Consider the following 24,185-nt stretch of genomic DNA (forward strand, 5'->3'; position numbering starts at 1 on the left):
ACTTACTTCTCCTTTGGCTTTGAGCCGTTGGATTGCTTGGGTAAAGACTTTTTTGGCAACTGAATACCGTGTTCTTTTTGAAGAATATCAAACATAGTCTTATAAATAAGATTTCGGTCTTGTTCTTCTTTCAAAGCGGTCTCAAGCTGCTTGATCCGCTGTTCAGGAGTAAGTTCACTGTTATTTTCCAAAGTGTATTGTTTGGGTAATGACCAGTCTAAGGTACCATGTTTCCTTAACCAAACCAACACAGTACTTCTTCCCTGGATACCATAAAAAGACTGAGCATTTTTGTAGGTTAGCTCGCCTTTTTCTACTTGCTGCACAACCTGCAACTTAAAAGCTAAACTATAATCACGCTGACTGCGCTTCTGATAAGTACGTGGATCTTTTTTCATAATAAGTCGATTAGGTGTCAACTTATTTCAGGACGAGACAAGGTTAATAAAAAAGGCAACTGTGAAGTTGCCTTTTTTATTTTCTATTTCATCAAGTCAATAAATTGATCGAATAAATATCGAGAATCATGTGGGCCAGGACTAGCTTCAGGGTGATGTTGTACTGAGAATGCTTTTTTCCCATTGACACGTAATCCTTCTACAGTCTGGTCATTTAAATTAATGTGAGTCAACGTTGCCTGTGAACTAGCTGAAAGTTCTTCCATGCGCACTGCAAAACCATGGTTTTGAGATGTAATCTCAGATAAACCAGTTTCCAAATTCTTCACTGGATGATTTAAACCACGATGTCCATTGTGCATTTTATAGGTCGATAAACCACAAACTTGGGCTAATATTTGGTGACCTAAGCAAATTCCAAAAACGGGCTTATCGCTTGCCAAAAATTGACTAACAGTTTCTACGGCATAAGGCATTACGGCTGGATCGCCGGGGCCATTAGATACAAAGTAGCCATCTGGCTGCCAAGCAGCAATCTCGTCAAAAGAAGTTTTGGCGGGAAACACTTTTAAATAGCATCCACGATCTGTTAGATTACTTAAAATACTTTTTTTCACGCCCAAGTCTAGCACTGCTACCTTAAAATCAGCATTTGCATCCCCTAAGAAATATGTTTCTTGGGTACAAACTTGGGAAGAAAGCTCTAGTCCTTCCATATCAGGAACTTTAGCTAACTCTTGTTGTAAAGTAGGAAGATCAAAGATTTCGGAAGAGATTAGGCAGTTCATAACCCCTTTGGTACGAATATGTCGAACTAATGCACGCGTATCAATTCCTGAAATACCTACAATTCCCGCATTCTCTAGATAATCTTGTAAAGAACCAGTAGCCGTAAATCGAGAATTTACACTTGAAAATTCATTACATACCATTCCGGCAATCTGAACTTGCTTGGATTCTGCTTCTTCCGCATCCATTACACCATAATTACCAATATGTGCAGTAGTATTGATAATTACTTGACCAGCGTAAGAAGGATCAGTATAAATTTCCTGATAACCCGTCATACCTGTATTGAAACAAATCTCACCACCGTGTGTGCCTATTTTGCCTAATGCTTTCCCGTGAAATAGGGTACCATCTTGCAACAATAAAACCGCCGGAGTCGATTCTGTAATTTTCATAATGTATCTATGTTTGAATAATATTTTATCTAAAAAAAGGGCTTCAACTAATTAAAGTTAAAGCCCTTCAAAATTAAAAGAGAAATGAATTATGCATCTTCTCCTTTTTCTTCTTTAGGCTCTTCTGTTGATTCTTCAGCAGCAGGCTCTTCAGCCGCAGCTACTTCTTCAACTACTTCAGCTGCTGGAGCCTCTGCTACTTCTTCAGCGACAGCTACTTCCTCAACAACCTCAGCTGATGGAGCTTCTGCTACAGGAGCAGCAGCTTCAGCGCCTTCTTTCTTTGCACCAGAACGGCGACTTCTACGAGTTTTACCAGCTTTTTCAGCAGAAGCAGCTAACATAGTTTCGTTGAAATCTACAAGTTCGATGAAACAAATTTCAGCGTTGTCACCAAGACGATTTCCTAATTTGATAATACGAGTATAACCACCTGGACGTGCAGCAACCTTTTCAGAAACGATTCCAAACAATTCTTTAACTGAATCTTTGTTTTGAAGGTAAGAAAATACAACACGACGATTGTTCGTGCTATCAGTCTTAGACTTAGTAATTAAAGGCTCAACATATTTACGCAATTCTTTTGCTTTCGCAACAGTTGTTTCGATACGCTTGTGTAGAATTAAAGAGGATGCCATATTAGATAATAAGGCTGCTCTGTGGGAAGCTGTTCTTCCTAAGTGATTGAATTTTTTTCCGTGTCTCATTGTGTTAATTCGTAAGTTAAAAGCCCTTTCGGACTGCGGTTAGTGGGTTTTACATGACCACCACCTATTACTTATTTAAAAATTGATTAATTAATCTTCGTCTAAACGATATTTCGCAACATCCATTCCAAAGGTTAAGCCTTTTTCTTCTACTAGTTGTTCTAGCTCAGTTAATGACTTTTTACCAAAGTTACGGAACTTCATCATATCAGAAATCTCTAATTTCACTAATTCTCCTAGTGTACGAACATCAGCTGATTTAAGGCAGTTGTAAGCACGTACAGATAAATCTAGATCGGCTAAAGAAGTCTTCAACAATTTACGCATGTGTAACATCTCCTCATCTACTACATTGTCTTCCTCTGCTTTTGGCGTTTCGAAAGTCATTGTCTGATCAGAGAATAACATGAAGTGTTGGATTAAGATATAAGCAGCACCTTTCAATGCATCTTCTGGATGGATAGAACCATCTGTTTCAATATCTAACACTAATTTTTCGTAGTCAGTTTTTTGCTCTACACGTGTATTTTCAATGCTAAATTTAACATTTTTAATAGGAGTGTAGATGGCATCGATGGCGATGTGACCAAAAGCTAATTCATTAGCACGAGGCTCATCAGCAGGAACATATCCACGACCTTTTTCGATGATTAACTCAACTTCTAGTTCTTTCGAAGAATCTAGGTTGCAAATCACTAAATCAGGATTTAAAACAGTAAAATAAGGCGTAAACTTAGCAATATCTCCAGCTGTAAAGGCTGTTTGACCTTTCACTTTGATACTTACTTTATTTTCCAAAATCTCTTGCGCCTTCTTAAGACGGATCTTCTTCAAGTTAAGGATGATTTCAGAAACATCTTCATGAACACCTTCAATTGCTGAAAACTCGTGTAAAACACCAGAAATCTTAACGCTTGTAATCGCATAACCTTCCAAAGAGGAAAGTAAAATTCTACGAAGTGCGTTACCAATGGTAACACCGTAGCCTTTTTCGAGTGGCTTGAACTCAAATGTCCCGTGGAAGTCATCGGCTTTCTCCATCACAACTTTCTCGGGCATTTGGAATGCTAATATTGACATATTTCGTAGCTTAAAATGATCTTGAAAAAACGTTATTGATACTCTTTAAAATTGTATTATTAACCAGATTATTACTTCGAATACAATTCGACAATAGCCTGCTCATTAAAGTTTTCAGGGATCTGATCTCTTTCTGGATAAGCGGTAAATTTACCAACTAATTCCACTCCATCCCACTCTAACCAGTTGAAACGCTTTGGTGAACGGCTCGCAAGCGAATCAGAAACAACCTCAAGAGATTTAGATTTTTCACGTACACCTACCAATTGGCCTGGGCGTAATGAGTAAGAGGGCACATTTACTACATCACCATCCACAATGATATGTTTGTGGATAACCAATTGACGAGCAGCACGACGAGTAGGAGCAATTCCTAAACGATATACTGTGTTGTCCAATCTTGCTTCACACATTTTTAACAAGTTCTCACCTGTAATACCTTCTTTAACAGCGGCTTTGTGAAACAAATTTTCGAACTGACGTTCTAAAATACCATAGGTATATTTTACCTTTTGTTTTTCCTTTAATTGGATGGCATATTCAGAAACTTTTGAACGTTTCCCTTTACCATGCATACCAGGAGCATAATTTTTACGAGCTAATGCTTTACTCGGACCTAAGATTGCTTCGCCGAAACGACGTGCAATTTTGGATTTTGGACCAGTGTATCTTGCCATTTTTTTTAAAAGTCAATGCCCCTCTTATGGGCAATGAAGTAATTAATTAAGTGAATAAATGATGTTGGAGAAAATAATTACTAATTACCCAACATGAATAAAATTAAACGCGACGACGTTTTGGAGGACGACATCCATTGTGAGGCATTGGAGTGATATCCTTAATTAAGGAAACTTCGATACCTGAGTTTTGGATAGTACGGATAGCTGACTCACGTCCAGCTCCTGGTCCTTTTACAAAAACCTCTGCTTTTTTCATTCCCGCTTCAACAGCTACTGCTGCACAGTTAGATGCTGCCATCTGAGCTGCGTAAGGAGTGTTTTTCTTAGATCCACGGAAACCCATCTTTCCTGCAGACGCCCAAGAAATTACCTGTCCTGCTGAATTGGTAATTGAAATAATGATGTTGTTAAAGGAAGCTTTGATGTGTACTTGGCCTACTGACTCAACTACCACCACTCTTTTCTTCGCTTTATCTTTTCTTTTTGCTTGTGCCATTGGATAAAATCAATAAAAATTGTGTCGAGGAATTATCCCCTGTTATTATTTAGTTACTTTCTTCTTGTTAGCAACTGTCTTTCTACGACCTTTTCTCGTACGAGAATTGTTCTTAGTTCTTTGGCCACGTACAGGAAGTCCTTTACGGTGACGCAAACCACGGTAGCATCCAATATCCATCAAACGCTTGATGTTCAATTGAACCTCAGACTTAAGCTGTCCCTCCGTTTTGAATTCGGCAGCAATAATAGCACGGATAGCGCTAGCTTCCGTATCATTCCACTCACCAGCCTTCTTGTCAAACGAAATTTCTGCTTTCGTCAAAATCTTTTGAGCAGTGCTACGACCAATACCGAAGATATAAGTCAACGCAATTTCTCCTCTTTTTTTGTCGGGAATATCAACCCCTGCAATACGAGCCATATAGGTAATTAATTGTTGTTATTAATCATTTAATACTTTCGAATTATCCTTGACGTTGCTTGAACTTAGGATTCTTCTTGTTGATGACATAAAGCTTTCCGTGACGACGAATGACTTTGCATTCTGCACTACGCTTTTTGATCGATGCTTTAACTTTCATATTTGTTTAATTTATGGGTCAAACCTTATTATTTATAACGATAAACTATTCTTGCCTTACTCAAATCATAAGGAGACATTTCTAACTTCACTTTATCACCAGGTAAAATCTTGATGTAATTCATGCGCATCTTACCTGAGATATGCGCAATTACTTGATGCGTATTCTCTAATTCCACCCGAAACATCGCGTTCGAAAGGGCTTCCAATATGATGCCGTCTACTTCGATCGAGGATTGTTTGGCCATAATTTTATGTTAAATATTCAACAATACTGTTGATGTTTTTAATACTTCTTCAATGTAACTAAAGGTAGTCAGCTGTAAAGCTTCATTTTTTCCTACTGCTACGGTATGTTCAAAATGAGCAGATGCTTTACGATCTACCGTCCGAATAGTCCAGCCATCCTTATCTACGGTGATTTGACGTTTTCCTAAATTAACCATAGGTTCGATGGCAATAACCATTCCTTCCTTTAATTTAGGTCCATCTCCTCTGCGACCATAATTGGGAACTTCTGGACTTTCATGTAGATTTTTACCTACTCCATGTCCTACTAATTCCCGAACTACTCCGTAACCAAATCCTTCGGTATAAGTCTGCACAGCGGAACCTATATCGCCGATACGTTTTCCAGCTACTGCTTGCTTAATTCCTTGGTACAAAGACTCTTTTGTCCTTGTCAATAAATTTTCAACATCCTCTCCTACTTGACCTATGGCATAGGTATAAGCGCTGTCGGCATGAAAACCATGTTTGTAAACACCTGCGTCAATGGAGATAATATCTCCTTCTTTCAGTTCTAAACTTCCAGGTAATCCATGAACTACCACATCGTTTACTGAGATGCAAAGCGAATAAGCATATTTTTTATCACCTACTTGATAATTTAAAAAGGAAGGATGAGCCTCATGATCCTTTATAAACTGGTAGGCAATTTTATCTAAAGCTAAGGTTGTTACACCAGGTTGAATGGCTTTGGCAACTTCAGCGTGACATTTCCCTAAAATTTCACCATTCGCTTGAATGATAGCTAATTCTTGGGGTGTCTTTAAATAAATCATCTTATCTGCTAATCATTTCCGAACGTCCTTTCACACGTCCTGATTGCATCAAACCTTCATATTTACGCATCAACAAATAACTTTCAATTTGTTGCAATGTATCTAAAACTACTCCTACCAAAATCAATAGGGAAGTCCCTCCAAAAAACGAAGCGAAACCTCTAGTTACACCAAATAAATTGGCAATGGCAGGTAAAATAGCGATGATAGACAACATCAATGCACCTGGCAAAGTAATGCGATCTAAAATGCTAGCAATAAAATTAGAAGTTTCTTCACCCGGCTTAACACCTGGAACAAAACCGCCACCACGTTTCATGTCATCCGAAATTTGAGTCGGGTTAATAGAAATCGCTGTGTAAAAAAAGGTAAATACTACAATCAATAAAGCAAACAAGGCATTGTATTGCCATGTGGTGAAATCACCAAATGCTTGTGCTACAGACTGAGCAAATTCGCTTTTCTCTGCAAAAGATTGAGCTACTAAACCTGGAATAAACATCAATGCTTGAGCAAAAATGATGGGCATTACACCCGATGCATTCAACTTCAATGGAATGTATTGACGTTCTCCACCTACAGACATCTTGCTTCCAACAACTTGCTTAGCATATTGAACTGGAATTCGACGAACCGCTTGAGTAACCATCACAGCACCCATCACGACAAAGAATAAAGCAATGACTTCAATGATGAATAATAAAGCACCGGCCATACCACGTGAACCGGCCTCTTGTAACAAGGAAGCAGGAAAACGAGAAACGATACCAATCATAATCAACATTGAAATACCATTTCCAATACCTTTATCGGTAATTTTTTCACCTAACCACATACAAAGCATGGTTCCACCAATTAAGATAGCTACTCCATAAAGACGGAAGAACCAAGGGTCAACCAAGATAGCTTCTGCTGGAATAGTAACTTGTAAATAGGTAAATCCTTGCGCTGCTGTAACGAAGATGGTTAAGATACGCGTGATTTGGTTTAGTTTTTTACGACCAGATTCTCCATCCTTTTGCATCTTTTGGAAGTAAGGAAGAGCAATGGTCAACAACTGAATAGCGATAGATGCTGAAATGTAAGGCATAATACCTAAAGCAAATACCGAAGCATTACTTAAAGCACCACCCGAAAACATGTTCAACAAACCAAAGAGACCACCATCACCGGCTTGTGTTAATTTAGTCGCATCTACACCTGGTAGAACGATATAAGAACCCAGACGGAAAAAGGCGATAAAAAGTAACGTATTGAAAATACGACCTCTTAATTCCTCAATCGCGAAGATATGCTTAAACGTTGTTATTAGCTTGTTCATTCGTTTAGAATAGAGGATTAACCAACAATAGCTTGACCACCTGCTGCTTCAATAGCAGCTTTAGCAGCACCAGAAAAACCTTTAACTGTAACTTCTAAAGCAGAAGTAACACTTCCACGGCTTAAGATTTTCACTAAGTCAGACTTAGATACTAATCCGTGGCTGTAAAGTGTCTCAAAATTGATCTGCTTCAAACCTGTAGCATCAGCTAAAGCTTGTAAGGTATCTAAATTGATTGCTTTGTATTCTACGCGATTGATGTTTTTGAAACCGAACTTAGGTACACGACGTTGAATCGGCATCTGACCTCCTTCAAATCCACGCTTACGTGAATAACCTGAACGAGACTGAGCTCCTTTGTGACCACGAGCGGAAGTTCCACCAAGACCTGAACCTTGACCACGACCTACTCTTTTTCTTGTTTTTACCGAGCCTTCTGCTGGCTTTAATGAAGATAATTTCATGTGTATTGGGCTTAACGCTACCCCTAGGGGCAACTCGCAATTAAATTATATATTCTCTACTACAATTAAGTGATTGACTGCACGAATCATACCTGCGATAGCTGGATTCAATTCTACTTCAACACTTTTACGGATCTTACCTAATCCTAGTGCTTGGATCGTACGTTTCTGAACTTCAGGACGCTTGATAGCACTTTTTACTTGGGTAATTTTAACTTTAGACATCGTATGTTCTATTTTAGAGGCACGAAGGCACTCGATTATCCATTAAATACTTTAGCTACAGAAATTCCTCTTTGGAAAGCCACGGTGTGTGGAGCTCTCATTTTCACTAAAGCATCAATTGTTGCTTTAACTACGTTGTGAGGATTCGAAGAACCTTTAGATTTCGCTAATACGTCGTGAACACCTGCTGATTCTAACACAGCACGCATCGCACCACCGGCGATCAATCCTGTACCTGGAGCAGCTGGCTTAACTAGTACGAAACCACCAGAGAACTTACCTAATTGCTCGTGAGGAACAGTGTTCTTCAACAAAGGAATTTGGAACAAATTTTTCTTAGCGTCTTCGATACCTTTTGTGATAGCATCAGTTACTTCGTTTGCTTTTCCTAATCCGAAACCTACGATTCCGTGACCATCACCTACTACGACGATAGCAGAAAAACTAAAACGACGACCCCCTTTTACCACTTTGGCAACACGGTTGATGGCTACTACTTTCTCCTTCAACTCACCCTCATTAACCTTAATTGGTTTTGCTTGTAAATGCGACATATCTTTTATTAAAATTGTAAGCCACCCTCGCGAGCGCCTTCAGCTAATGATTTAATTCTTCCGTGATACAAATAACCGTTACGATCAAAAACCACTTTAGTGATTCCAGCAGCTTTGGCTTTATCTGCGATAGCTGTTCCTACTAATTTGGCAGCCTCTACATTGTTGTTCACTTTACCTTTCTTGTATGAGGTAGCAGACATGATAGTCTTTCCACTCAAATCATCCACCAACTGAGCGTACATCGCTGTGTTGGAACGGAAAACAGTTAAACGAGGACGTTCAGCTGTTCCTTTTATTTTCGCACGTATCGCACGTTTGATGCGAAGTCTACGTAAATCTTTTGTTGTTGCCATATTGATTTAACTTGTTTGTGTGGATTTCCGGCCCACGCTTTCTATTTATTTCTTACCACCTGCTTTACCTGCCTTGCGACGAACTTGCTCACCCACAAAACGTACACCTTTACCTTTGTAAGGCTCAACTGGACGAAGTGATTTGATTTTAGCTGCCACTTGACCGATCAATTGCTTGTCGATACCTTCTAAGTTCACCATTGGGTTTTTACCTTTCTCCATCGCCGTAGTGATTTTGATTTCTGCAGGTATAGCCATAAAAATAGCGTGAGAGTAACCTAAGCTCAATTCCAAGATATTACCTTGATTTGCTGCTTTGTAACCCACACCAATGATTTCTAAATTCTTCACGAAACCTTCACTTACACCAACAACCATGTTGTTGATCAATGAACGATAAAGACCGTGCATAGCCTTGTGACGTTTCTGCTCTGTTGGACGCTTTACTGTCAACACGTTTCCTTCGATTTCGATGATGATATCTTGGTCTACTTGTTGTGATAAAGTTCCTTTAGGGCCTTTCACTGTTACCAAATTACCTGTGTTAACATCTACTGTTACACCAGCAGGTAGGTTGATAATTTTATTTCCTATTCTTGACATGAAAATGTAGTTTTTGCTTAGATTTCGAGCTTAGCTCCTTTCAGCGTTAAACAATTAATTATTAATATACGTAGCAAAGTACCTCACCACCTACGTGTAGCGTACGCGCTTCTTTGTCAGTAATTACTCCCTTCGAAGTAGACAAGATAGCGATACCCAAACCGTTCAATACGCGTGGTAACTCTTCAGCTCCGTTGTACTTACGTAAACCTGGCTTAGAAATACGAGTCAAATTAATGATTGCAGGTTGCTTAGTTACTGCGTTATATTTCAAAGCAATCTTGATGGTTCCTTGAACTGTAGTATCATCAAATTTATAATTTGAAATATACCCCTTATCAAAAAGCACCTTCGTGATTTCCTTTTTAATGTTGGAAGCAGGAATTTCAACTACCCTATGGCGTGCCTTCAAGGCATTTCTCAATCGGGTTAAATAGTCTGCTATAGGATCTGTCATTGTTTTTAAATTTGCCGCAAGCCATTAAAAAGGCCTGCAAAATTACAAAAATGAATTTAATTAATCAAATTTTATATTACCAGCTTGATTTGGTCACTCCTGGAATCAAACCATTGGATGCCATTTCGCGGAAAGTAACACGGCTAATGCCGAATTTACGCATATAACCACGTGGACGACCAGTCAACTTACAACGGTTATGAAGACGTACTGGAGAAGCATTTTTAGGTAACTTATCCAATCCAAGGTAATCACCAGCTGCTTTCAATGCTGCTCTTTTCACTGCATATTTAGCAACCGCTGCTTCGCGTTTTCTTTCTCTAGCTTTTACTGACTCTTTAGCCATGATGTAAAAATTTTAAATGTGTTAGTAGCCGGTGGCTAATTATTTTTTAATATTGGAAAAAGGCATTCCTACGGCAGCTAATAAAGCGTAAGCTTCTTCATCCGTGTTGGCTGTAGTCACAAATGTGATGTCCATACCGGAGATTTTAGCTACTTTATCGATAGAAATTTCAGGGAAGATGATTTGCTCCTTAACCCCTAATGTATAATTTCCACGACCGTCAAATCCCTTTTCTGAGATTCCTTTAAAGTCACGTACACGAGCTAAAGAAACCGTTGTTAAACGATCTAAAAACTCATACATACGATCTCCACGCAAAGTTACTTTCACACCAATTGGCATGTTTTCACGCAATTTAAAGTTAGAGATTGCCTTCTTAGAAATAGTTGCAACTGCCTTTTGACCAGCAATCTGAGTGATTTCTTCTACAGCTACATCTACTAGCTTTTTGTCCGCTACAGCGGCTCCTACACCTTTGTTGATTACGATTTTAGTAATCTTAGGTACTTGCATCACAGACTTGTACTGAAACTTTTCTTTCAAGCTAGGTACAACCTCTTCTACAAAACGTTTTTTTAATCTAGGTACTGCCATTTTTGTATATGTTGTGGATTTCCGACCCACGCGTTAAATTCTATTTATGCAATAAATTTTCCTGTTACTTTAGAGTAGCGCTGTAACTTACCTTGCTCGTTTACTTTACGACCAGTACGTACAGGCTTTCCGTTTTCAACCACCATCAAGTTAGAGATGTGGATTGAACCCTCACGCTTTTCAATACCTCCTTGAGGATTGCTTGCTGAAGGCTTAACGTGCTTCGTTTGCAAATTAGCTCCTTCTACAATTGCACGAGATTTCTCAACGATCACTTGCTTGATAACGCCAGTTTTACCTTTGGCATTACCTGCAATCACCATCACAGTATCTCCTTTTTTTACGTGCAATTTTGTTTGCTTGCTTGTATTATTTTCCATGGTATGATTTTTTCTATTGGATAACCAATATATCTATCTATTTATAAAACTTCTGGGGCTAAAGAAACAATCTTCATAAAACCAGCCTCACGTAATTCACGTGCCACAGGTCCAAAAATACGAGTTCCTCTTGGCTCATCGTTGGCATTTAATAAAACGGCCGCGTTATCTTCAAAACGAATATACGTACCATCTTTGCGACGAATTTCTTTTTTCGTACGAACAACTACTGCTCTTGAAACTGTTCCTTTCTTCATGCTTGAAGAGGAAAGAGCCGACTTAACTGAAACTACAATTTTATCGCCTACAGAAGCATATCTTTTTCCAGTACCTCCCAAAACGCGAATCACTAAAACTTCTTTCGCTCCAGAATTATCCGCTACACCCAATCTTGATTCTTGCTGTAACATTATCTTTGATCTTTAAATTTTAAATTTTGAATAACAAGAGATAGAATTATTTCGCTTTTGCGATTACTTCTACTAATCTCCAACGCTTATTTTTAGAAAGAGGACGGGTTTCCATCACTTTCACTGTATCACCAATTCCGCACTCATTATTCTCATCATGAGCCATCAATTTAGTGGTCTTCTGTACGAACTTTCCGTACAAGGGGTGCTTAACCTTACGGTCTACTGTAATAGTGATTGATTTATCCATCTTATCACTAACCACTTTCCCAATCCTTACTTTTCTTAGGTTTCTTTCTTCCATGGTTGTTGGACTTGTTAAACAATTGACCATTAGCAATTCCGAAATGGTCTATTAAAAATTAATAATTAATTAAGCTTTTGCTTGCGCCGATAAAGCTGTCTCTAAGCGGGCAATCAATTTACGAGTTTCACGAATACGCATTGGGTTCTCAATCGGTGAAATGGCATGAGCCAATTTCAAGCGAGATAAGTTCTCCTGCTCTACAGCAATTTGCTGTGTCAATTCCGCTACTCCTAATTTGTTTATTTCTGCGTTTTTCATAACGATGCTATTTAAATTTTAAACCGGGGGTCTAAAACTCTATTCTGAATAATCTCTACGTACTACAAATTTTGTACGCATCGGTAATTTCTGAGCGGCTAAACGCAAAGCTTCTTGCGCTAGGGCTAAAGGAACACCTGCTGATTCGAACAAAATAGTACCTGGACGAACGTTGGCTACCCAATACTCAGGAGCTCCCTTTCCTTTACCCATACGAACCTCTGCAGGCTTCTTAGTAATAGGTTTGTCAGGGAAAATACGAATCCAAACTTGACCTTCACGTTTCATGGCACGAGTTACCGAAATACGAGCTGCCTCAATTTGACGAGCTGTAATACGACCTGGCTCCAAAGATTTAATAGCGAATGATCCAAAATCAATTTCGTGGCCACGGGTAGCAACCCCTCTTACGCGACCTTTTTGCTGCTTACGAAATTTCGTTCTTTTTGGTTGTAACATCTTCTTATAAGTCTAATATCTAATACAAAATTATTATGGATGCTTAGCGCTTTCCTCCACGGCCACGGTTTGCACCACCAGCACCTGGTTTATTGCGATCACCACCTTGATCTGCTCCTTCTGGACGACGAGAACGTCCTCCTCCGCGACGGTCATCGTCACGACCACGTGGGCCACGATCACCAGGACGAGAATCTGCCGAAGTAGATTGCAAGCCCATGTTTGCGTTTGGAGATAAATCACGCTTTCCAAAAACCTCTCCACGGAATACCCATACTTTGATACCGATTTTACCGTAAACAGTTAATGCTTCAGAGATGGCATAATCCACATCAGCACGCAATGTGTGCAATGGGATACGTCCCTCCTTGTATCCTTCAGAACGTGCCATTTCAGCACCACCTAAACGACCTGATAATTTCAATTTAATACCCTGAGCTCCTACACGCATCGCAGAAGCAATAGCTTGTTTCATCGCACGACGGAAAGAGATACGAGCTTGTAATTGTTGAGCAATAGCTTCACCAATTAATTTAGCATCGATTTCTGGGCGTTTAATTTCAAAAATGTTGATTTGAACGTCTTTTCCAGTGATCTTTTTCAACTCCTCTTTTACCTTATCTACTTCGGCACCTTGCTTACCAATCACGACACCAGCACGAGCTGTATTGATCGTCAATGTGATACGCTTTAAAGTACGTTCAATAATAACTTTAGAGATAGATCCCTTTGGAATACGAGCAGCCACATACTTTCTGATCTTCTCGTCCTCAACCAATTTATCCGCGAAAGTCTTACCACCGTACCAGTTAGAATCCCAACCTCTTACGATACCTAATCTTAATCCAACGGGGTTAATTTTTTGTCCCATTTCTTGTTATATCTAATAGTTAATTATTCAGCTGAATTTGTTTCCTCTAAAGCAGGTGCTGCCGAAGAAGCCACTACTAAAGTGATGTGATTGGATCTTTTCAAAATCCGGTGACCTCTTCCCTGAGGAGCAGGACGTAAACGCTTGATAGATGAACCTCCATCTACGAAGATAGTCTTGATGTATAAATCAGCTTCTTCGATTTTAGCGTCCTCATGTTTGTTCTGCCAGTTAGAGACTGCTGATAATAACAATTTTTCAATTGCTTTAGCACCCACTTTAGGCTCAAACTTTAAAATACCTAAAGCCTTAGATACTTTTTGTCCGCGTACCATATCCGCTACCAAACGCATCTTTTGAGGCGAAGTAGGAACATTTCTTAATTTAGCAATAGCTTCCATTTTTCAATTTCTGATTATAAGACCCGTAGGTCAATATCTTTACTTTTTACCCTTGTCTTTTTTCGCTATGTGACCACGGAAGTTACGGGTCGGCGAGAACTCACCCAATTTATGACCTACCATGTTTTCAGTTACATAAACCGGAATAAATTTATTCCCGTTGTGAACCGCAAACGTGTGGCCTACGAAATCTGGAGAAATCATTGAACGTCTTGACCATGTTTTGATCACCGACTTTTTGCCGGATTCGTTCATCACCTGTACCTTGTTGTCAAGGCGGTAATCAATGTAAGGACCTTTTTTTAGTGAACGTGCCATCTACTATTTTTTTCTTCTACTGATGATAAGACGATTAGTGTGTTTCTTTGGATTACGAGTTTTCTTACCCTTAGCCAATAAACCGGTACGAGAACGTGGGTGACCTCCTGAAGCGCGGCCCTCACCACCACCCATCGGGTGATCTACTGGGTTCATCACCACACCACGAACACGTGGACGGCGACCTAACCAACGATGACGACCTGCTTTACCTAAGTTCACGTTCATGTGATCTGCATTCGAAACAGTACCGATTGTTGCTAAGCAACGAGCCAATACCATACGCATTTCACCTGAAGGTAACTTAAGCGTGGCGTATTTACCATCACGTGCTAACAACTGAGCGTAAGTACCTGCCGAACGAGCCATTTCAGCTCCACGACCTGGTTGCAACTCAATTGCGTGTACCAAAGTACCCAATGGGATGTTTGCCAAAGGCAATGTATTTCCAATCTCGGGAGCCACTGACTCACCAGAGATAACTGTTTGACCTACTTGAATTCCTTGCGGAGCTAAGATATAAGCCTTTTCTCCATCGGTATACTCAACAAGAGCAATACGTGAAGTACGGTTTGGATCGTATTCTACTGTCAAAACAGTAGCCGATACATCAAATTTAGAGCGAGTAAAATCAATCACACGGTAACGACGCTTGTGACCACCTCCGATGTAACGCATCGAGCGACGACCATCTGCATTTCTACCACCTGTACGCTTGATAGGCTCCAAAAGGGGCTTATACGGCTTGTCCGTAGTAATCTCCTCAAACGTTGGCGCAATGCGCTGACGTTGGCCTGGAGTTGTTGGTTTTAATTTTTTAATAGCTGCCATTTATTTTAGTTCAAATTATCGGGATGAACCCCCTTAATACATTCTAATTAAATTCCTTGGTAGAAGTCAATCACTTCTCCTGTACCTACTGTAACGATTGCCTTCTTAATGGTAGAAGTCCGTCCAGAAGTAATCTTAGTACGAGTGCTCTTGGATTTTTTCTTTCCAATTTGACGCATGGTTTTTACATCCAATACCTCTACTCCGTACATTTTTTTAACCTCCTTGGCAATCTCAATCTTGTTTGCAGTCAATTCAACCACAAATACATACTTGCCTTTTTCTTGCATGGCTTGCGACTTTTCAGTCAAGGCCGGACGTTTAATAATGCCCATGGTATATTTCGTTTATAACAGAACTAGGTTCTGAAAATTATTTACTAAAAGATGATTCAATTTTTTGGATCGCTGCTTCTGTGATCAATAATTTAGTAGCATTTACTAAATCATAAGTATTCACATCAGATGCTGTCGAAACTTTTGCCTTTGGAACGTTACGTCCTGACAACACTACATTCTTGTCAACTTCTGGAGTGATCAATAATGTTTTTGTATTATCTAAAGAGAAAGCTTTCAACATAGTCAAATACGCTTTAGTTTTTGGAGTGTCAAACGCCACTGAATCCAAAATTGCGATATCTCCACTCTGTGCTTTTGCAGCTAGAGCTGACTGGCGAGCCAATGACTTCACCTTTTTGTTTAATTTGAAATGGTAATCACGTGGACGTGGACCGAAGATACGACCACCACCTTTCATCAAAGGAGATTTCATCGAACCAGCACGTGCACCACCTGTACCTTTTTGTTTTTTAATCTTACGCGTTGAACGTGAAACTTCTGCACGCTCTTTCGCCTTGTGTGTTCCTTGACGTTGGTTCGCCAAATATTGCTTCACATCCAAGTAAACCACATGCTCGTTTGGAACAATGCCAAAGATCTCGTCAGAAAGGGTTACTTTCTTTCCGGTATCTTTACCTGCTATGTTATATACTGCTAATTCCATAATCAGAATGTCTATTGTTAAAGGCTCGCGCCTTTATGGGTTTTAATTTTCAATAATTACGTATGAGTTCTTCGCTCCAGGAATTGATCCTGATACCACCAAAAGGTTTTTGTCTGGATAAATTCTCAAAACCTCTAAGTTTTGAACCTTAACACGATTTCCTCCTGTGCGTCCAGCCATACGTAAGCCTTTGAATACACGTGATGGGAATGAACAAGCTCCAATAGAACCTGGGTGACGACCGCGGTTATGCTGACCGTGAGTTTGACCACCCACACCACCAAATCCGTGACGTTTTACAACACCTTGAAAACCTTTACCCTTAGAAGTTCCTACCGCATCAATGAAGGTTCCAACTTCTAACATTTCTACTGTTAATACATCTCCTAAGTTCAATGGCTGCTCGAACGTGCGAAACTCTACCAATTTTTTCTTTGGAGTTGTGTTAGCTTTCTTAAAGTGACCCAACAAAGATTTTGTTGTGTGCTTCTCTTTCTTTTCACCGAAACCGATTTGAACAGCATTGTAGCCTTCGTTCTCAACAGTTTTCACTTGCGTAACAACACAAGGGCCGGCCTCAATCAGCGTACATGCAACGGATCTACCGTCTTCCATGTATAGGCTGGTCATTCCGATTTTTTTACCAATAATTCCAGACATATAATATTTTGTTTAAAAAAATTATGCTCACAAGGCTAACTATGGCTTGTTGTGAGACTTTTATTCATAAATCATTGCGAACAATGACGAAGAATCAATAAAAAATGCAGATTGGCGTAAAGCGACAAGATGGAGGCGCTGTGGATAACAGCGAAAAACACCTTGTGTAGCTTAATATTCAATCAATGGGTTGGGCATTCAACATTCATTAATCAATACCAGTTCTAACACAAAAATCGAGCTTACCTCAATTTAAACCATTTCGACACGCATTTTTGATGTTTTAAATAAATTCGAGAAGTTCTGCCAACCTCTTTCTGAATAAAAAACTGCGTTTGTCGAACGGGAGTGCAAAGGTAGGAAAAATATTAACACATCCAATAGCACAATTAAAAATATTTTTTAGCTAATCCTCTGAGTCTGTGTATTATTCGGAATTAGGCCTTAGAATTTGTGCATTTTTACTAAATTTGTGCCCTACTCACCTGTTAATCAGGTAGTTTTTATTTATTTCCCAAGAAAAAAAATCATTATGTCAAGTTTAACTAACCAAAAAGGTGTTTTGCACGGAGATGCCGTTCAGGAATTATTTGAAATTGCTAAAAAACATCAATTTGCATTACCTGCGGTAAACGTTACTGGTACTGACACTGTAAATGGTGTATTAGAAGCTGCTAAAGCGGTTAATTCTCCAGTTATCATTCAATTCTCGAATGGCGGTGCTCAATTTTACGCTGGAAAATCTCTTCCTAATGGAAACCAAGAAGCATCCATCGCTGGAGCAATCTCTGGTGCTTATCACGTACACCAATTAGCTAAAGTATATGGTGTGCAAGTAATTCTTCATACTGACCACTGCGCTAAAAAATTACTTCCTTGGTTAGATGGCCTATTGGATGCAGGTGAAAAATTCTATGCTGAAACTGGACAACCTTTGTTCTCTTCGCACATGATTGACTTGTCAGAAGAGCCTTTGGAAGAAAACTTAGAAATCTGTGCTAAATACTTAACCCGTATGGCTAAGATTGGTATGACACTTGAAATTGAATTAGGTGTAACAGGTGGTGAGGAAGATGGTGTTGATAATTCAGATGTTGATTCTTCCAAATTATATACTCAACCAGAAGAAGTAGCTTATGCTTATGAAGTATTAAATGCTATTTCTCATCGTTTCACGATTGCAGCAGCATTTGGAAATGTTCACGGTGTATACAAGCCTGGTAATGTAAAGTTACAACCAGTTATCTTGAAGAACTCTCAAGATTTCATTCGCAATAAATATGCATTAACTGCAGAAAAGCCAATCAACTTCGTTTTCCACGGTGGTTCAGGTTCTTCACGTGAAGAAATCCGTGAAGCTATTTCATATGGCGCCATCAAAATGAACATTGATACAGATTTACAATGGGCTTTCTGGGAAGGTATTCTTAATTTTTACAAAGAGAAAGAAGCCTACTTACAGGGTCAAATTGGTAATCCATCTGGCGATGATGCTCCTAATAAGAAATTCTATGATCCACGCGTATGGTTACGTAAAGGTGAAGACACATTTGTGGCACGTTTAAAATCCGCTTTTGAAGATTTGAATGCCAACAATGCAAATCAATATTTATAATATTGATTACCTTATATAAAAAGGGGGCTCAAATGAGCCCCCTTTTTATTGATTTATTTCTTTTGGTGAGGATGATTGGGGGGTTAGGGATAGATTAAGTTTAGGGGTAAGGGTTAAGGGTTCAAGGGTTAAGGGTTAAGGGTTAAGATTTGACAACTTTTAAAAAGTTGTCAAATCTAATTGTCAAAGCTATTTGTTAAAGCTAATAATCAAATGATAAATACACACGCACTATTCATCTATCAATGAAAGAATATCAATTTCTTTAAATTCTCTTGCATGAAAATCAATAAACTGTTTTTTTCCTCCAAACCACTCCAATACAAATTCTTTTTCAACGAAACTCTTCTTGAATTGTAAAATCTTCCCATAAGAGCTCCATTCCCATTGCCGGAAATCTGCAATTAGACCATGCTTCTGGGGATTCAAGTGTATATAGGCAATTAACGTAGAAAGGTCCTCTATTTTGGTAACTATTGCTCTTTTAAAGGGAGTTTGAAATAGTGTACCTACGCGACCATGTTGTTTATTAAATGCCATAGTATATGATTGAAAGAACTTTTTTAGCCTACTTGAAATCAGCTCATGTACAGATTTCCCATCCAGGTCACTTTCGCTAAAATGATTCACTTGAACTAAAAAATGAAAATGATTATCATTTAGACTAAAAGCAATCACATTTACATAGCCCTCTAAATATTTAATCCATTGTCTTAAGAAATAAGAATAGTTAGATCTTGATTTGAAAATTGATTTCCTATCAACTCCTCTATTATACAGGTGGTAATATTCTCCAGAATAAAATTGTGTGTAATAATGCTCTACATAGGCCATGAAAAGGAATTTAAAAACGAACCTAACCAAAATGCACTACTTAAATCAGCTTATTTGGCAGAATATCAATAAGTTGATAAAATTGTTCAAGCAAGAAAATCGAAAGAATTTGATACTACCTTTGGAAAAGAAATTCCTATAAATAGATTGGTCTTAAGAGTGCTTAGATTTGACAACTTTTAAAAAGTTGTCAAATCTTTAAAAATCTTTAAAGATAAATACTCACAATTATTTTTTGAAAATTAGGCCCTTCGTTAATTCATTCAACGCCTGAATCTTAGATGCAAAATCTCCCTTAAGTTCCTTACGCAATGTCTCAAGAGAATCTAAAGAGGTCTGAATATCATCTGGAATAACTTCTTCTAAAAATGCTCGAATGCGCTTAGCTAAAGTAGGTGACTTGCCATTGGTAGAAATCGCAATTTTCAAATCCCCCTTTTGAACGATTGAACCCAAATAAAAATCACATAATGCAGGAGTATCAGCCACATTGCATAACAAATGTCTTTGCTTAGCTAATTCACGAATCTCTACATGTAAGTCGTATTGATCTGTCGTACATATCACCAAATCTCTACCATCCAAATCCTGCTCCTCAAAGACTCTGTGTATCAATTGTACCTGTGGATAATCCTTTAAATAAGCCAATGTCTCTTCTCTAAAAAATGGAGCCACCATGCTTATCTTTGAATCAGGAGCATTTCGTAACATAGCCGATGCTTTTTCCAAAGCAACATTCCCGCCTCCCACAACCAAAACATCCAATTGTTCCAATTTAAGAAATATAGGAAATAGCCTATTCTGCGCTTCCATCCAATAAATTTATGCTGTTTTCTTTCCCGCCAATTGTCCACAAGCTGCATCAATGTCCTTTCCTCTAGATCGACGAACATTGACAATCATCTTTTTGCTTTCTAGAAATGCCGTAAACTTCGCTAATGCATCTGCTTCTGCATTCACAAATGAAGCTTGGGCAATTGGGTTATACTCGATGATATTAATCTTACATGGCAACTTTCTAGCAAACTCCCATAACTCCTTTGCATCCTCCACCGAATCGTTAAACTTATTGAACATGATATACTCCAAGGTAATCTCATTCTCAGTCTTATCATAAAAATACCGCAATGCCTCCGCTAATGCCACCAATGTATTCGTCTCATTGATCGGCATAATCTGATTTCTTTTGGTATCATTAGCCGCATGAAGAGAAAGTGCCAAATTAAATTTGACCTGATCATCTCCCAACTTCTTAATCATTTTAGCAATACCGGCAGTAGATACCGTAATCCGCTTAGGTGACATGCCCAAGCCATCAGGAGAAGTAATTTCTTCAATTGATTTCAATACATTGGCATAATTCAACAATGGTTCACCCATTCCCATATATACAATATTGGTCAAGGGAATGCCATATTTTTCTTGTGCCTGATCACGAATCAACACTACCTGATCGTAAATTTCAAATGATTCTAAATTTCGTTTCCGATCCATATAACCCGTAGCACAAAAACTACAAGTCAATGAACATCCCACCTGTGATGACACACAAGCCGTCATTCTTTCTCTGGTTGGGATTAAAACTCCTTCAACTAAATGTCCGTCATGCAACTTAAAACTGGATTTGATTGTCCGATCCGAGCTTACCTGCATATCATCTGTTTGAACGCATTGCAAAGAAAAATGTTGATTCAACCACTCCCTAGTCGTCTTTGGAATATTGCCCATCGCATCAAAACTACGGGCAGATTTTTTCCAGATCCACTCATGAACTTGTTTAGCCCGAAACGCAGGATCCCCATGCTGAATCATTAATTGCTTCAACTCGTCCAAACTGAGCTTTCTTATTGCTCCCAATTCCTCTTTCTTGGCTATTTCTGACACTTTATTTCTTTAAAAGTTCTCCTACTTTGGTAGAAATGGCTTTGCCATCAGCTAAACCTGCTAATTGCTTACTTGCCACTCCCATAACTTTCCCCATATCTGCAGGGCTACTAGCCCCTACTTGAACTATAATCGCTTGAATTTTTTCTGTCAATTCAGACTCGCTCAATTGCTTTGGCAAAAACTCTTCAATAATACTCAATTCAGCTTGCTCCTTCTCCGCTAAATCTGGACGATTCTGTGCTACATACACTTCCAATGAATCCTTACGCTGTTTGGCAGCTTTCATCAAAATCTTCATTTCTGTGTCAGCGGACAATTCTCCTGCATTCGAACCTGAAGTTTCTTCTAATAAGATAAGTGATTTAATAGCACGCAATGCACGTAATCTATCGGCATCTTTAGCACGCATCGCGTCTTTGATCCCGTTCTCAATGGTAAGTTTTAATGACATGTTTTTATTCTTTAAAATGAGCTTTGACTCCCTCCAAAAACTCCCGATTATTACTCAATCGTGGGACTTTGTGCTGGCCTCCTAACTTCCCTCTTTCACGCATCCAAGCATAAAAAGTTCCCTGTGGAGCCTGATGAACAATGGGTGGGCCTAATACTAAATCATAAGACCGCTTAGCGTCATAATCTGAATTAACCTCGCGTAGCGTTTGATCCAATACCTCCACAAAGGTACGCATTTCTTTTGGTGCTTTTGAAAATTCTATAATCCATTCGTGACTACCCCTTTGGCCTCCATTCATGTAATTTGGTGCAGCCGTATATTCTTTGATGATGGAATTTGTCATCAAACAGGCTTTAGATATAGCCATTTCAGCATTTTCCATGATAACTTCCTCCCCAAAAGCATTGATAAAATGCTTTGTTCTACCTGAAATTTTAATCCTGTAAGGGTCTAAAGACGTGAAACGAACCGTGTCTCCAATTTTATATCGCCACAAACCAGCATTCGTACTAATCACCAAAGCATAATTAACACCCAATTCAACCTGGCTTAAATCAACAATCGTATCTTGCTCTTCCCCCTCATCATTGATGGGTATAAACTCATAAAAGATTCCATAATCAAGCATTAGCAATAATTCATCATGCAATGTCAAATCATCCTGTATGCCGAAAAATCCTTCCGATGCATTATAAATTTCCAGAAAACCCACCCCCTGATCACGGAAAACCTGTTTTTGGAAGAGTTCCCGATAAGGCCCAAAAGCAACCGCTCCATGAATCATAAATTCAAAGTTCTCCCAAACATCCAGTATGGACTTTTTGCCTGTGATTTCCAAAATTTTCTCTATCAACACCAAGGTCCACGTAGGGACCCCCAAAATACTTGTGACATTTTCTTTGGAAGTCTCCAAGGCCATCCTTTCTATCTTCTGATCCCAATCATCCATTAAGGCTACTTCCAAAGAAGGAGTACGAATCATTTGAGCCCAAACAGGCAAATTCTTCATGATAACTGCCGATACATCCCCAACAAGGACATTGGGATTAGTAGGACAATAGGATAAACTACCCCCAATAGACAAGCCTTTCCCTTCAAAAACCCTAGTTTCTGGCCGATTATTAATCAATAAGGTAATCATATCCTTGCCCCCCATCATGTGACAAGATTCCAAAGACTCTTTGGAAACAGGGATAAACTTACTTCGTGCATTCGTAGTCCCTGATGATTTTGAAAACCAACTTACAGGGCTATTCCAAAGAATTTGCTGTTCTCCTTGCATCACCCGATCGATGTAAGGAAAAATTTCCTCATAGGTAGAAATGGGTACCTGAGATTTAAATGCTGCATAATTCGAAATTTGACCATAGCCAAATTCCTTTCCCCATTCAGTTTGGCGGCCGGCTTGAACCAAATCTTTCAAACAAATTTCCTGCAAATCCAAAGGCCGTGTATAAATGGACTCAATCCTCGACATACGTCGTTTCATGAACCATAAAAGCGTTTCATTGAATAAGGAAATTCCGTTTGCCATCAATGCACAGGTTTTAAATATTGAGGAACACGGTTGGGGTAATCGGTAATAACAGCATCAACACCCATTTCCGCCAAACGGCTAATCTCTTCAGATTCATTAGCCGTCCAAGGCACCACTTTCATTCCATTTTTATGGCTATATACTACAAACTCAGGACTTAAAGCTTGGTAATTGGGACTATAAATTGCTGGGGTGAAACCCAAATCCTTGATGGTATTCTCTGGACTTTTTCTGGATACTAAAGCTGAAAGCTGAATTTGCTTAGGGAATTTACCTTCTAACATAGCCCTATTCCAATATTTCAATACTTTGAAATCAAAACTTTGTAACATGATAAACGCTGGTTTTACCTGCTGGGCAATGACGTCCCAAACTTTCTCAGAAAATTCCTCAACGGTCTTTGGTTGAGAAATCCCATATTCTGCTTCCACCGACTTAATTTCAATATTATAATATATATCCCTTTTGTATTTTTTTCTAAATGCTTCGCCTAAGGCTAACACTTCAGAAAGCAATGGTTTATGTGCTGCCATAGCATGCTGCTCTGAGAAAGCAGCATTACCTCTTTTTCCTGTATCAAACTGCCTAATTTGTTCATAGTTCATCTGGAAAAGATTGAATTTCTTTTCTTCTTCCTTAGTAACTGGTTGTCCATCAGGCTTGGTGCTGTATGATGAATTCATATATGGTTCATGTGAAACTACAACTTGCCCATCTGCTGAAATGCATACATCCATCTCCAATACTTGAACTCCCACTTGTAAAGCATGCTCAAATGCAGGAATAGTATTTTCTGGGTAAAGCCCCCTAAAACCTCGATGTCCTTGAATAAAAGGAGATTGCGCCATAG

37 protein-coding genes and 1 pseudogene are annotated in these 24,185 nt (G+C 39.0%); 1 reads left to right on the plus strand and 37 read right to left on the minus strand.

What is annotated here, in order from left to right:
• Window positions 1–41: 41 nt before the first annotated feature.
• The 31 genes and pseudogenes from G9H60_RS06710 to rplC form a co-directional block, all read right to left on the minus strand.
• Window positions 42–398, minus strand: a pseudogene (locus tag G9H60_RS06710) (IS3 family transposase); the annotation flags it as partial.
• Window positions 399–481: 83 nt separating this feature from the next.
• Window positions 482–1,582: a glutamine-hydrolyzing carbamoyl-phosphate synthase small subunit gene (gene carA, locus G9H60_RS06715; RefSeq protein WP_223143314.1), complete on the minus strand. Its 1,101-nt coding sequence runs from the start codon at window positions 1,580–1,582 to the stop codon at window positions 482–484.
• Window positions 1,583–1,671: 89 nt separating this feature from the next.
• Entirely contained in the window at window positions 1,672–2,289 is a 618-nt protein-coding gene (gene rplQ / locus G9H60_RS06720; RefSeq protein WP_223143315.1) for a 50S ribosomal protein L17, read from the minus strand.
• 90 nt (window positions 2,290–2,379) lie between these two features.
• The gene (locus G9H60_RS06725; protein WP_129027430.1) at window positions 2,380–3,369 is read right to left on the minus strand and encodes a DNA-directed RNA polymerase subunit alpha; all 990 of its coding nucleotides are present in this window, start codon (window positions 3,367–3,369) and stop codon (window positions 2,380–2,382) included.
• 71 nt (window positions 3,370–3,440) lie between these two features.
• Entirely contained in the window at window positions 3,441–4,046 is a 606-nt protein-coding gene (rpsD, locus tag G9H60_RS06730) for a 30S ribosomal protein S4 (RefSeq protein ID WP_109324396.1), read from the minus strand.
• 103 nt (window positions 4,047–4,149) lie between these two features.
• Complete coding sequence (gene rpsK, locus G9H60_RS06735; RefSeq protein ID WP_109324397.1) at window positions 4,150–4,545, minus strand: 30S ribosomal protein S11; 396 nt, start codon at window positions 4,543–4,545, stop codon at window positions 4,150–4,152.
• A gap of 45 nt (window positions 4,546–4,590) precedes the next feature.
• A complete protein-coding gene (gene rpsM / locus G9H60_RS06740) occupies window positions 4,591–4,968 on the minus strand; it encodes a 30S ribosomal protein S13 (RefSeq protein ID WP_109324398.1) in 378 nt (125 codons plus the stop codon).
• 43 nt (window positions 4,969–5,011) lie between these two features.
• Entirely contained in the window at window positions 5,012–5,128 is a 117-nt protein-coding gene (gene rpmJ / locus G9H60_RS06745) for a 50S ribosomal protein L36 (protein ID WP_109324399.1), read from the minus strand.
• Window positions 5,129–5,156: 28 nt separating this feature from the next.
• Window positions 5,157–5,375, minus strand: coding sequence for a translation initiation factor IF-1 (gene infA / locus G9H60_RS06750; protein ID WP_092013982.1), 219 nt, complete (start codon window positions 5,373–5,375; stop codon window positions 5,157–5,159).
• A gap of 9 nt (window positions 5,376–5,384) precedes the next feature.
• Window positions 5,385–6,191 (minus strand): type I methionyl aminopeptidase, encoded by an 807-nt coding sequence (map, locus tag G9H60_RS06755; RefSeq protein ID WP_223143316.1) that lies wholly within the window; start codon window positions 6,189–6,191, stop codon window positions 5,385–5,387.
• Between the two features lies 1 nt (window position 6,192).
• Window positions 6,193–7,512, minus strand: coding sequence for a preprotein translocase subunit SecY (gene secY, locus G9H60_RS06760; RefSeq protein ID WP_109324401.1), 1,320 nt, complete (start codon window positions 7,510–7,512; stop codon window positions 6,193–6,195).
• Between the two features lie 17 nt (window positions 7,513–7,529).
• The gene (gene rplO, locus G9H60_RS06765; protein WP_109324402.1) at window positions 7,530–7,976 is read right to left on the minus strand and encodes a 50S ribosomal protein L15; all 447 of its coding nucleotides are present in this window, start codon (window positions 7,974–7,976) and stop codon (window positions 7,530–7,532) included.
• A gap of 45 nt (window positions 7,977–8,021) precedes the next feature.
• Window positions 8,022–8,201, minus strand: a complete 180-nt coding sequence (gene rpmD, locus G9H60_RS06770; protein WP_205753085.1) for a 50S ribosomal protein L30 — start codon at window positions 8,199–8,201, stop codon at window positions 8,022–8,024.
• A gap of 35 nt (window positions 8,202–8,236) precedes the next feature.
• Window positions 8,237–8,755, minus strand: coding sequence for a 30S ribosomal protein S5 (gene rpsE, locus G9H60_RS06775; protein ID WP_109324404.1), 519 nt, complete (start codon window positions 8,753–8,755; stop codon window positions 8,237–8,239).
• A gap of 8 nt (window positions 8,756–8,763) precedes the next feature.
• The gene (gene rplR / locus G9H60_RS06780) at window positions 8,764–9,111 is read right to left on the minus strand and encodes a 50S ribosomal protein L18 (protein ID WP_109324405.1); all 348 of its coding nucleotides are present in this window, start codon (window positions 9,109–9,111) and stop codon (window positions 8,764–8,766) included.
• Window positions 9,112–9,156: 45 nt separating this feature from the next.
• Window positions 9,157–9,714 carry a 50S ribosomal protein L6 gene (gene rplF / locus G9H60_RS06785; RefSeq protein ID WP_109324406.1) on the minus strand — a complete coding sequence of 186 codons (558 nt, stop codon included), beginning with the start codon at window positions 9,712–9,714 and terminating at the stop codon, window positions 9,157–9,159.
• 61 nt (window positions 9,715–9,775) lie between these two features.
• Window positions 9,776–10,171 (minus strand): 30S ribosomal protein S8, encoded by a 396-nt coding sequence (gene rpsH, locus G9H60_RS06790; protein ID WP_109324407.1) that lies wholly within the window; start codon window positions 10,169–10,171, stop codon window positions 9,776–9,778.
• Between the two features lie 76 nt (window positions 10,172–10,247).
• The gene (rpsN, locus tag G9H60_RS06795) at window positions 10,248–10,517 is read right to left on the minus strand and encodes a 30S ribosomal protein S14 (RefSeq protein ID WP_109324408.1); all 270 of its coding nucleotides are present in this window, start codon (window positions 10,515–10,517) and stop codon (window positions 10,248–10,250) included.
• A gap of 39 nt (window positions 10,518–10,556) precedes the next feature.
• Complete coding sequence (rplE, locus tag G9H60_RS06800; protein ID WP_166229555.1) at window positions 10,557–11,111, minus strand: 50S ribosomal protein L5; 555 nt, start codon at window positions 11,109–11,111, stop codon at window positions 10,557–10,559.
• A gap of 44 nt (window positions 11,112–11,155) precedes the next feature.
• Window positions 11,156–11,491 carry a 50S ribosomal protein L24 gene (gene rplX, locus G9H60_RS06805; RefSeq protein WP_166229553.1) on the minus strand — a complete coding sequence of 112 codons (336 nt, stop codon included), beginning with the start codon at window positions 11,489–11,491 and terminating at the stop codon, window positions 11,156–11,158.
• Window positions 11,492–11,532: 41 nt separating this feature from the next.
• Window positions 11,533–11,901 (minus strand): 50S ribosomal protein L14, encoded by a 369-nt coding sequence (gene rplN / locus G9H60_RS06810; RefSeq protein ID WP_109324411.1) that lies wholly within the window; start codon window positions 11,899–11,901, stop codon window positions 11,533–11,535.
• 46 nt (window positions 11,902–11,947) lie between these two features.
• Window positions 11,948–12,205: a 30S ribosomal protein S17 gene (rpsQ, locus tag G9H60_RS06815; protein ID WP_109325446.1), complete on the minus strand. Its 258-nt coding sequence runs from the start codon at window positions 12,203–12,205 to the stop codon at window positions 11,948–11,950.
• 69 nt (window positions 12,206–12,274) lie between these two features.
• Window positions 12,275–12,466 carry a 50S ribosomal protein L29 gene (gene rpmC / locus G9H60_RS06820; RefSeq protein ID WP_223143317.1) on the minus strand — a complete coding sequence of 64 codons (192 nt, stop codon included), beginning with the start codon at window positions 12,464–12,466 and terminating at the stop codon, window positions 12,275–12,277.
• Window positions 12,467–12,505: 39 nt separating this feature from the next.
• Window positions 12,506–12,925 carry a 50S ribosomal protein L16 gene (rplP, locus tag G9H60_RS06825; protein ID WP_109324413.1) on the minus strand — a complete coding sequence of 140 codons (420 nt, stop codon included), beginning with the start codon at window positions 12,923–12,925 and terminating at the stop codon, window positions 12,506–12,508.
• 43 nt (window positions 12,926–12,968) lie between these two features.
• A complete protein-coding gene (rpsC, locus tag G9H60_RS06830) occupies window positions 12,969–13,796 on the minus strand; it encodes a 30S ribosomal protein S3 (protein ID WP_109324414.1) in 828 nt (275 codons plus the stop codon).
• A gap of 23 nt (window positions 13,797–13,819) precedes the next feature.
• Complete coding sequence (rplV, locus tag G9H60_RS06835; RefSeq protein ID WP_109324427.1) at window positions 13,820–14,197, minus strand: 50S ribosomal protein L22; 378 nt, start codon at window positions 14,195–14,197, stop codon at window positions 13,820–13,822.
• A gap of 39 nt (window positions 14,198–14,236) precedes the next feature.
• Window positions 14,237–14,515 carry a 30S ribosomal protein S19 gene (gene rpsS, locus G9H60_RS06840; RefSeq protein ID WP_109324428.1) on the minus strand — a complete coding sequence of 93 codons (279 nt, stop codon included), beginning with the start codon at window positions 14,513–14,515 and terminating at the stop codon, window positions 14,237–14,239.
• Between the two features lie 3 nt (window positions 14,516–14,518).
• Window positions 14,519–15,346, minus strand: a complete 828-nt coding sequence (rplB, locus tag G9H60_RS06845) for a 50S ribosomal protein L2 (RefSeq protein ID WP_109324429.1) — start codon at window positions 15,344–15,346, stop codon at window positions 14,519–14,521.
• A 47-nt stretch (window positions 15,347–15,393) separates the two neighbouring features.
• Window positions 15,394–15,681 carry a 50S ribosomal protein L23 gene (gene rplW, locus G9H60_RS06850; RefSeq protein ID WP_109324430.1) on the minus strand — a complete coding sequence of 96 codons (288 nt, stop codon included), beginning with the start codon at window positions 15,679–15,681 and terminating at the stop codon, window positions 15,394–15,396.
• A 37-nt stretch (window positions 15,682–15,718) separates the two neighbouring features.
• Window positions 15,719–16,348, minus strand: coding sequence for a 50S ribosomal protein L4 (rplD, locus tag G9H60_RS06855; RefSeq protein WP_109324431.1), 630 nt, complete (start codon window positions 16,346–16,348; stop codon window positions 15,719–15,721).
• Window positions 16,349–16,390: 42 nt separating this feature from the next.
• Window positions 16,391–17,008: a 50S ribosomal protein L3 gene (gene rplC, locus G9H60_RS06860; RefSeq protein ID WP_109324432.1), complete on the minus strand. Its 618-nt coding sequence runs from the start codon at window positions 17,006–17,008 to the stop codon at window positions 16,391–16,393.
• Window positions 17,009–17,540: 532 nt separating this feature from the next.
• Here rplC and fbaA point away from each other — a divergent pair.
• On the plus strand, window positions 17,541–18,623 hold the full coding sequence (gene fbaA, locus G9H60_RS06865; RefSeq protein ID WP_223143318.1) for a class II fructose-bisphosphate aldolase: 1,083 nt from the start codon (window positions 17,541–17,543) through the stop codon (window positions 18,621–18,623).
• 231 nt (window positions 18,624–18,854) lie between these two features.
• Here fbaA and G9H60_RS06870 read toward each other — a convergent pair whose 3' ends face one another.
• The 6 genes from G9H60_RS06870 to G9H60_RS06895 all read right to left on the minus strand — a co-directional run bounded on the left by G9H60_RS06870 (window position 18,855) and on the right by G9H60_RS06895 (window position 24,183).
• On the minus strand, window positions 18,855–19,457 hold the full coding sequence (locus tag G9H60_RS06870; RefSeq protein ID WP_223143319.1) for a transposase: 603 nt from the start codon (window positions 19,455–19,457) through the stop codon (window positions 18,855–18,857).
• A 228-nt stretch (window positions 19,458–19,685) separates the two neighbouring features.
• Window positions 19,686–20,270, minus strand: a complete 585-nt coding sequence (locus tag G9H60_RS06875; RefSeq protein WP_223143320.1) for a precorrin-2 dehydrogenase/sirohydrochlorin ferrochelatase family protein — start codon at window positions 20,268–20,270, stop codon at window positions 19,686–19,688.
• Between the two features lie 9 nt (window positions 20,271–20,279).
• Window positions 20,280–21,341, minus strand: coding sequence for a 23S rRNA (adenine(2503)-C(2))-methyltransferase RlmN (gene rlmN, locus G9H60_RS06880; protein WP_223143321.1), 1,062 nt, complete (start codon window positions 21,339–21,341; stop codon window positions 20,280–20,282).
• A gap of 1 nt (window position 21,342) precedes the next feature.
• Complete coding sequence (locus G9H60_RS06885) at window positions 21,343–21,795, minus strand: GatB/YqeY domain-containing protein (protein WP_223143322.1); 453 nt, start codon at window positions 21,793–21,795, stop codon at window positions 21,343–21,345.
• 4 nt (window positions 21,796–21,799) lie between these two features.
• Window positions 21,800–23,332: a GH3 auxin-responsive promoter family protein gene (locus G9H60_RS06890; protein WP_262899974.1), complete on the minus strand. Its 1,533-nt coding sequence runs from the start codon at window positions 23,330–23,332 to the stop codon at window positions 21,800–21,802.
• Window positions 23,332–24,183, minus strand: coding sequence for a glycerophosphodiester phosphodiesterase family protein (locus tag G9H60_RS06895; protein ID WP_262899975.1), 852 nt, complete (start codon window positions 24,181–24,183; stop codon window positions 23,332–23,334). Before G9H60_RS06895 ends, G9H60_RS06890 begins: the two co-directional genes overlap by 1 nt.
• Between the last annotated feature and the right edge of the window lie 2 nt (window positions 24,184–24,185).

The sequence above is a fragment of the Aquirufa aurantiipilula genome (genome assembly GCF_019923745.1).
In the GTDB taxonomy this organism is placed as follows: Bacteria; Bacteroidota; Bacteroidia; order Cytophagales; family Spirosomataceae; genus Aquirufa; species Aquirufa aurantiipilula.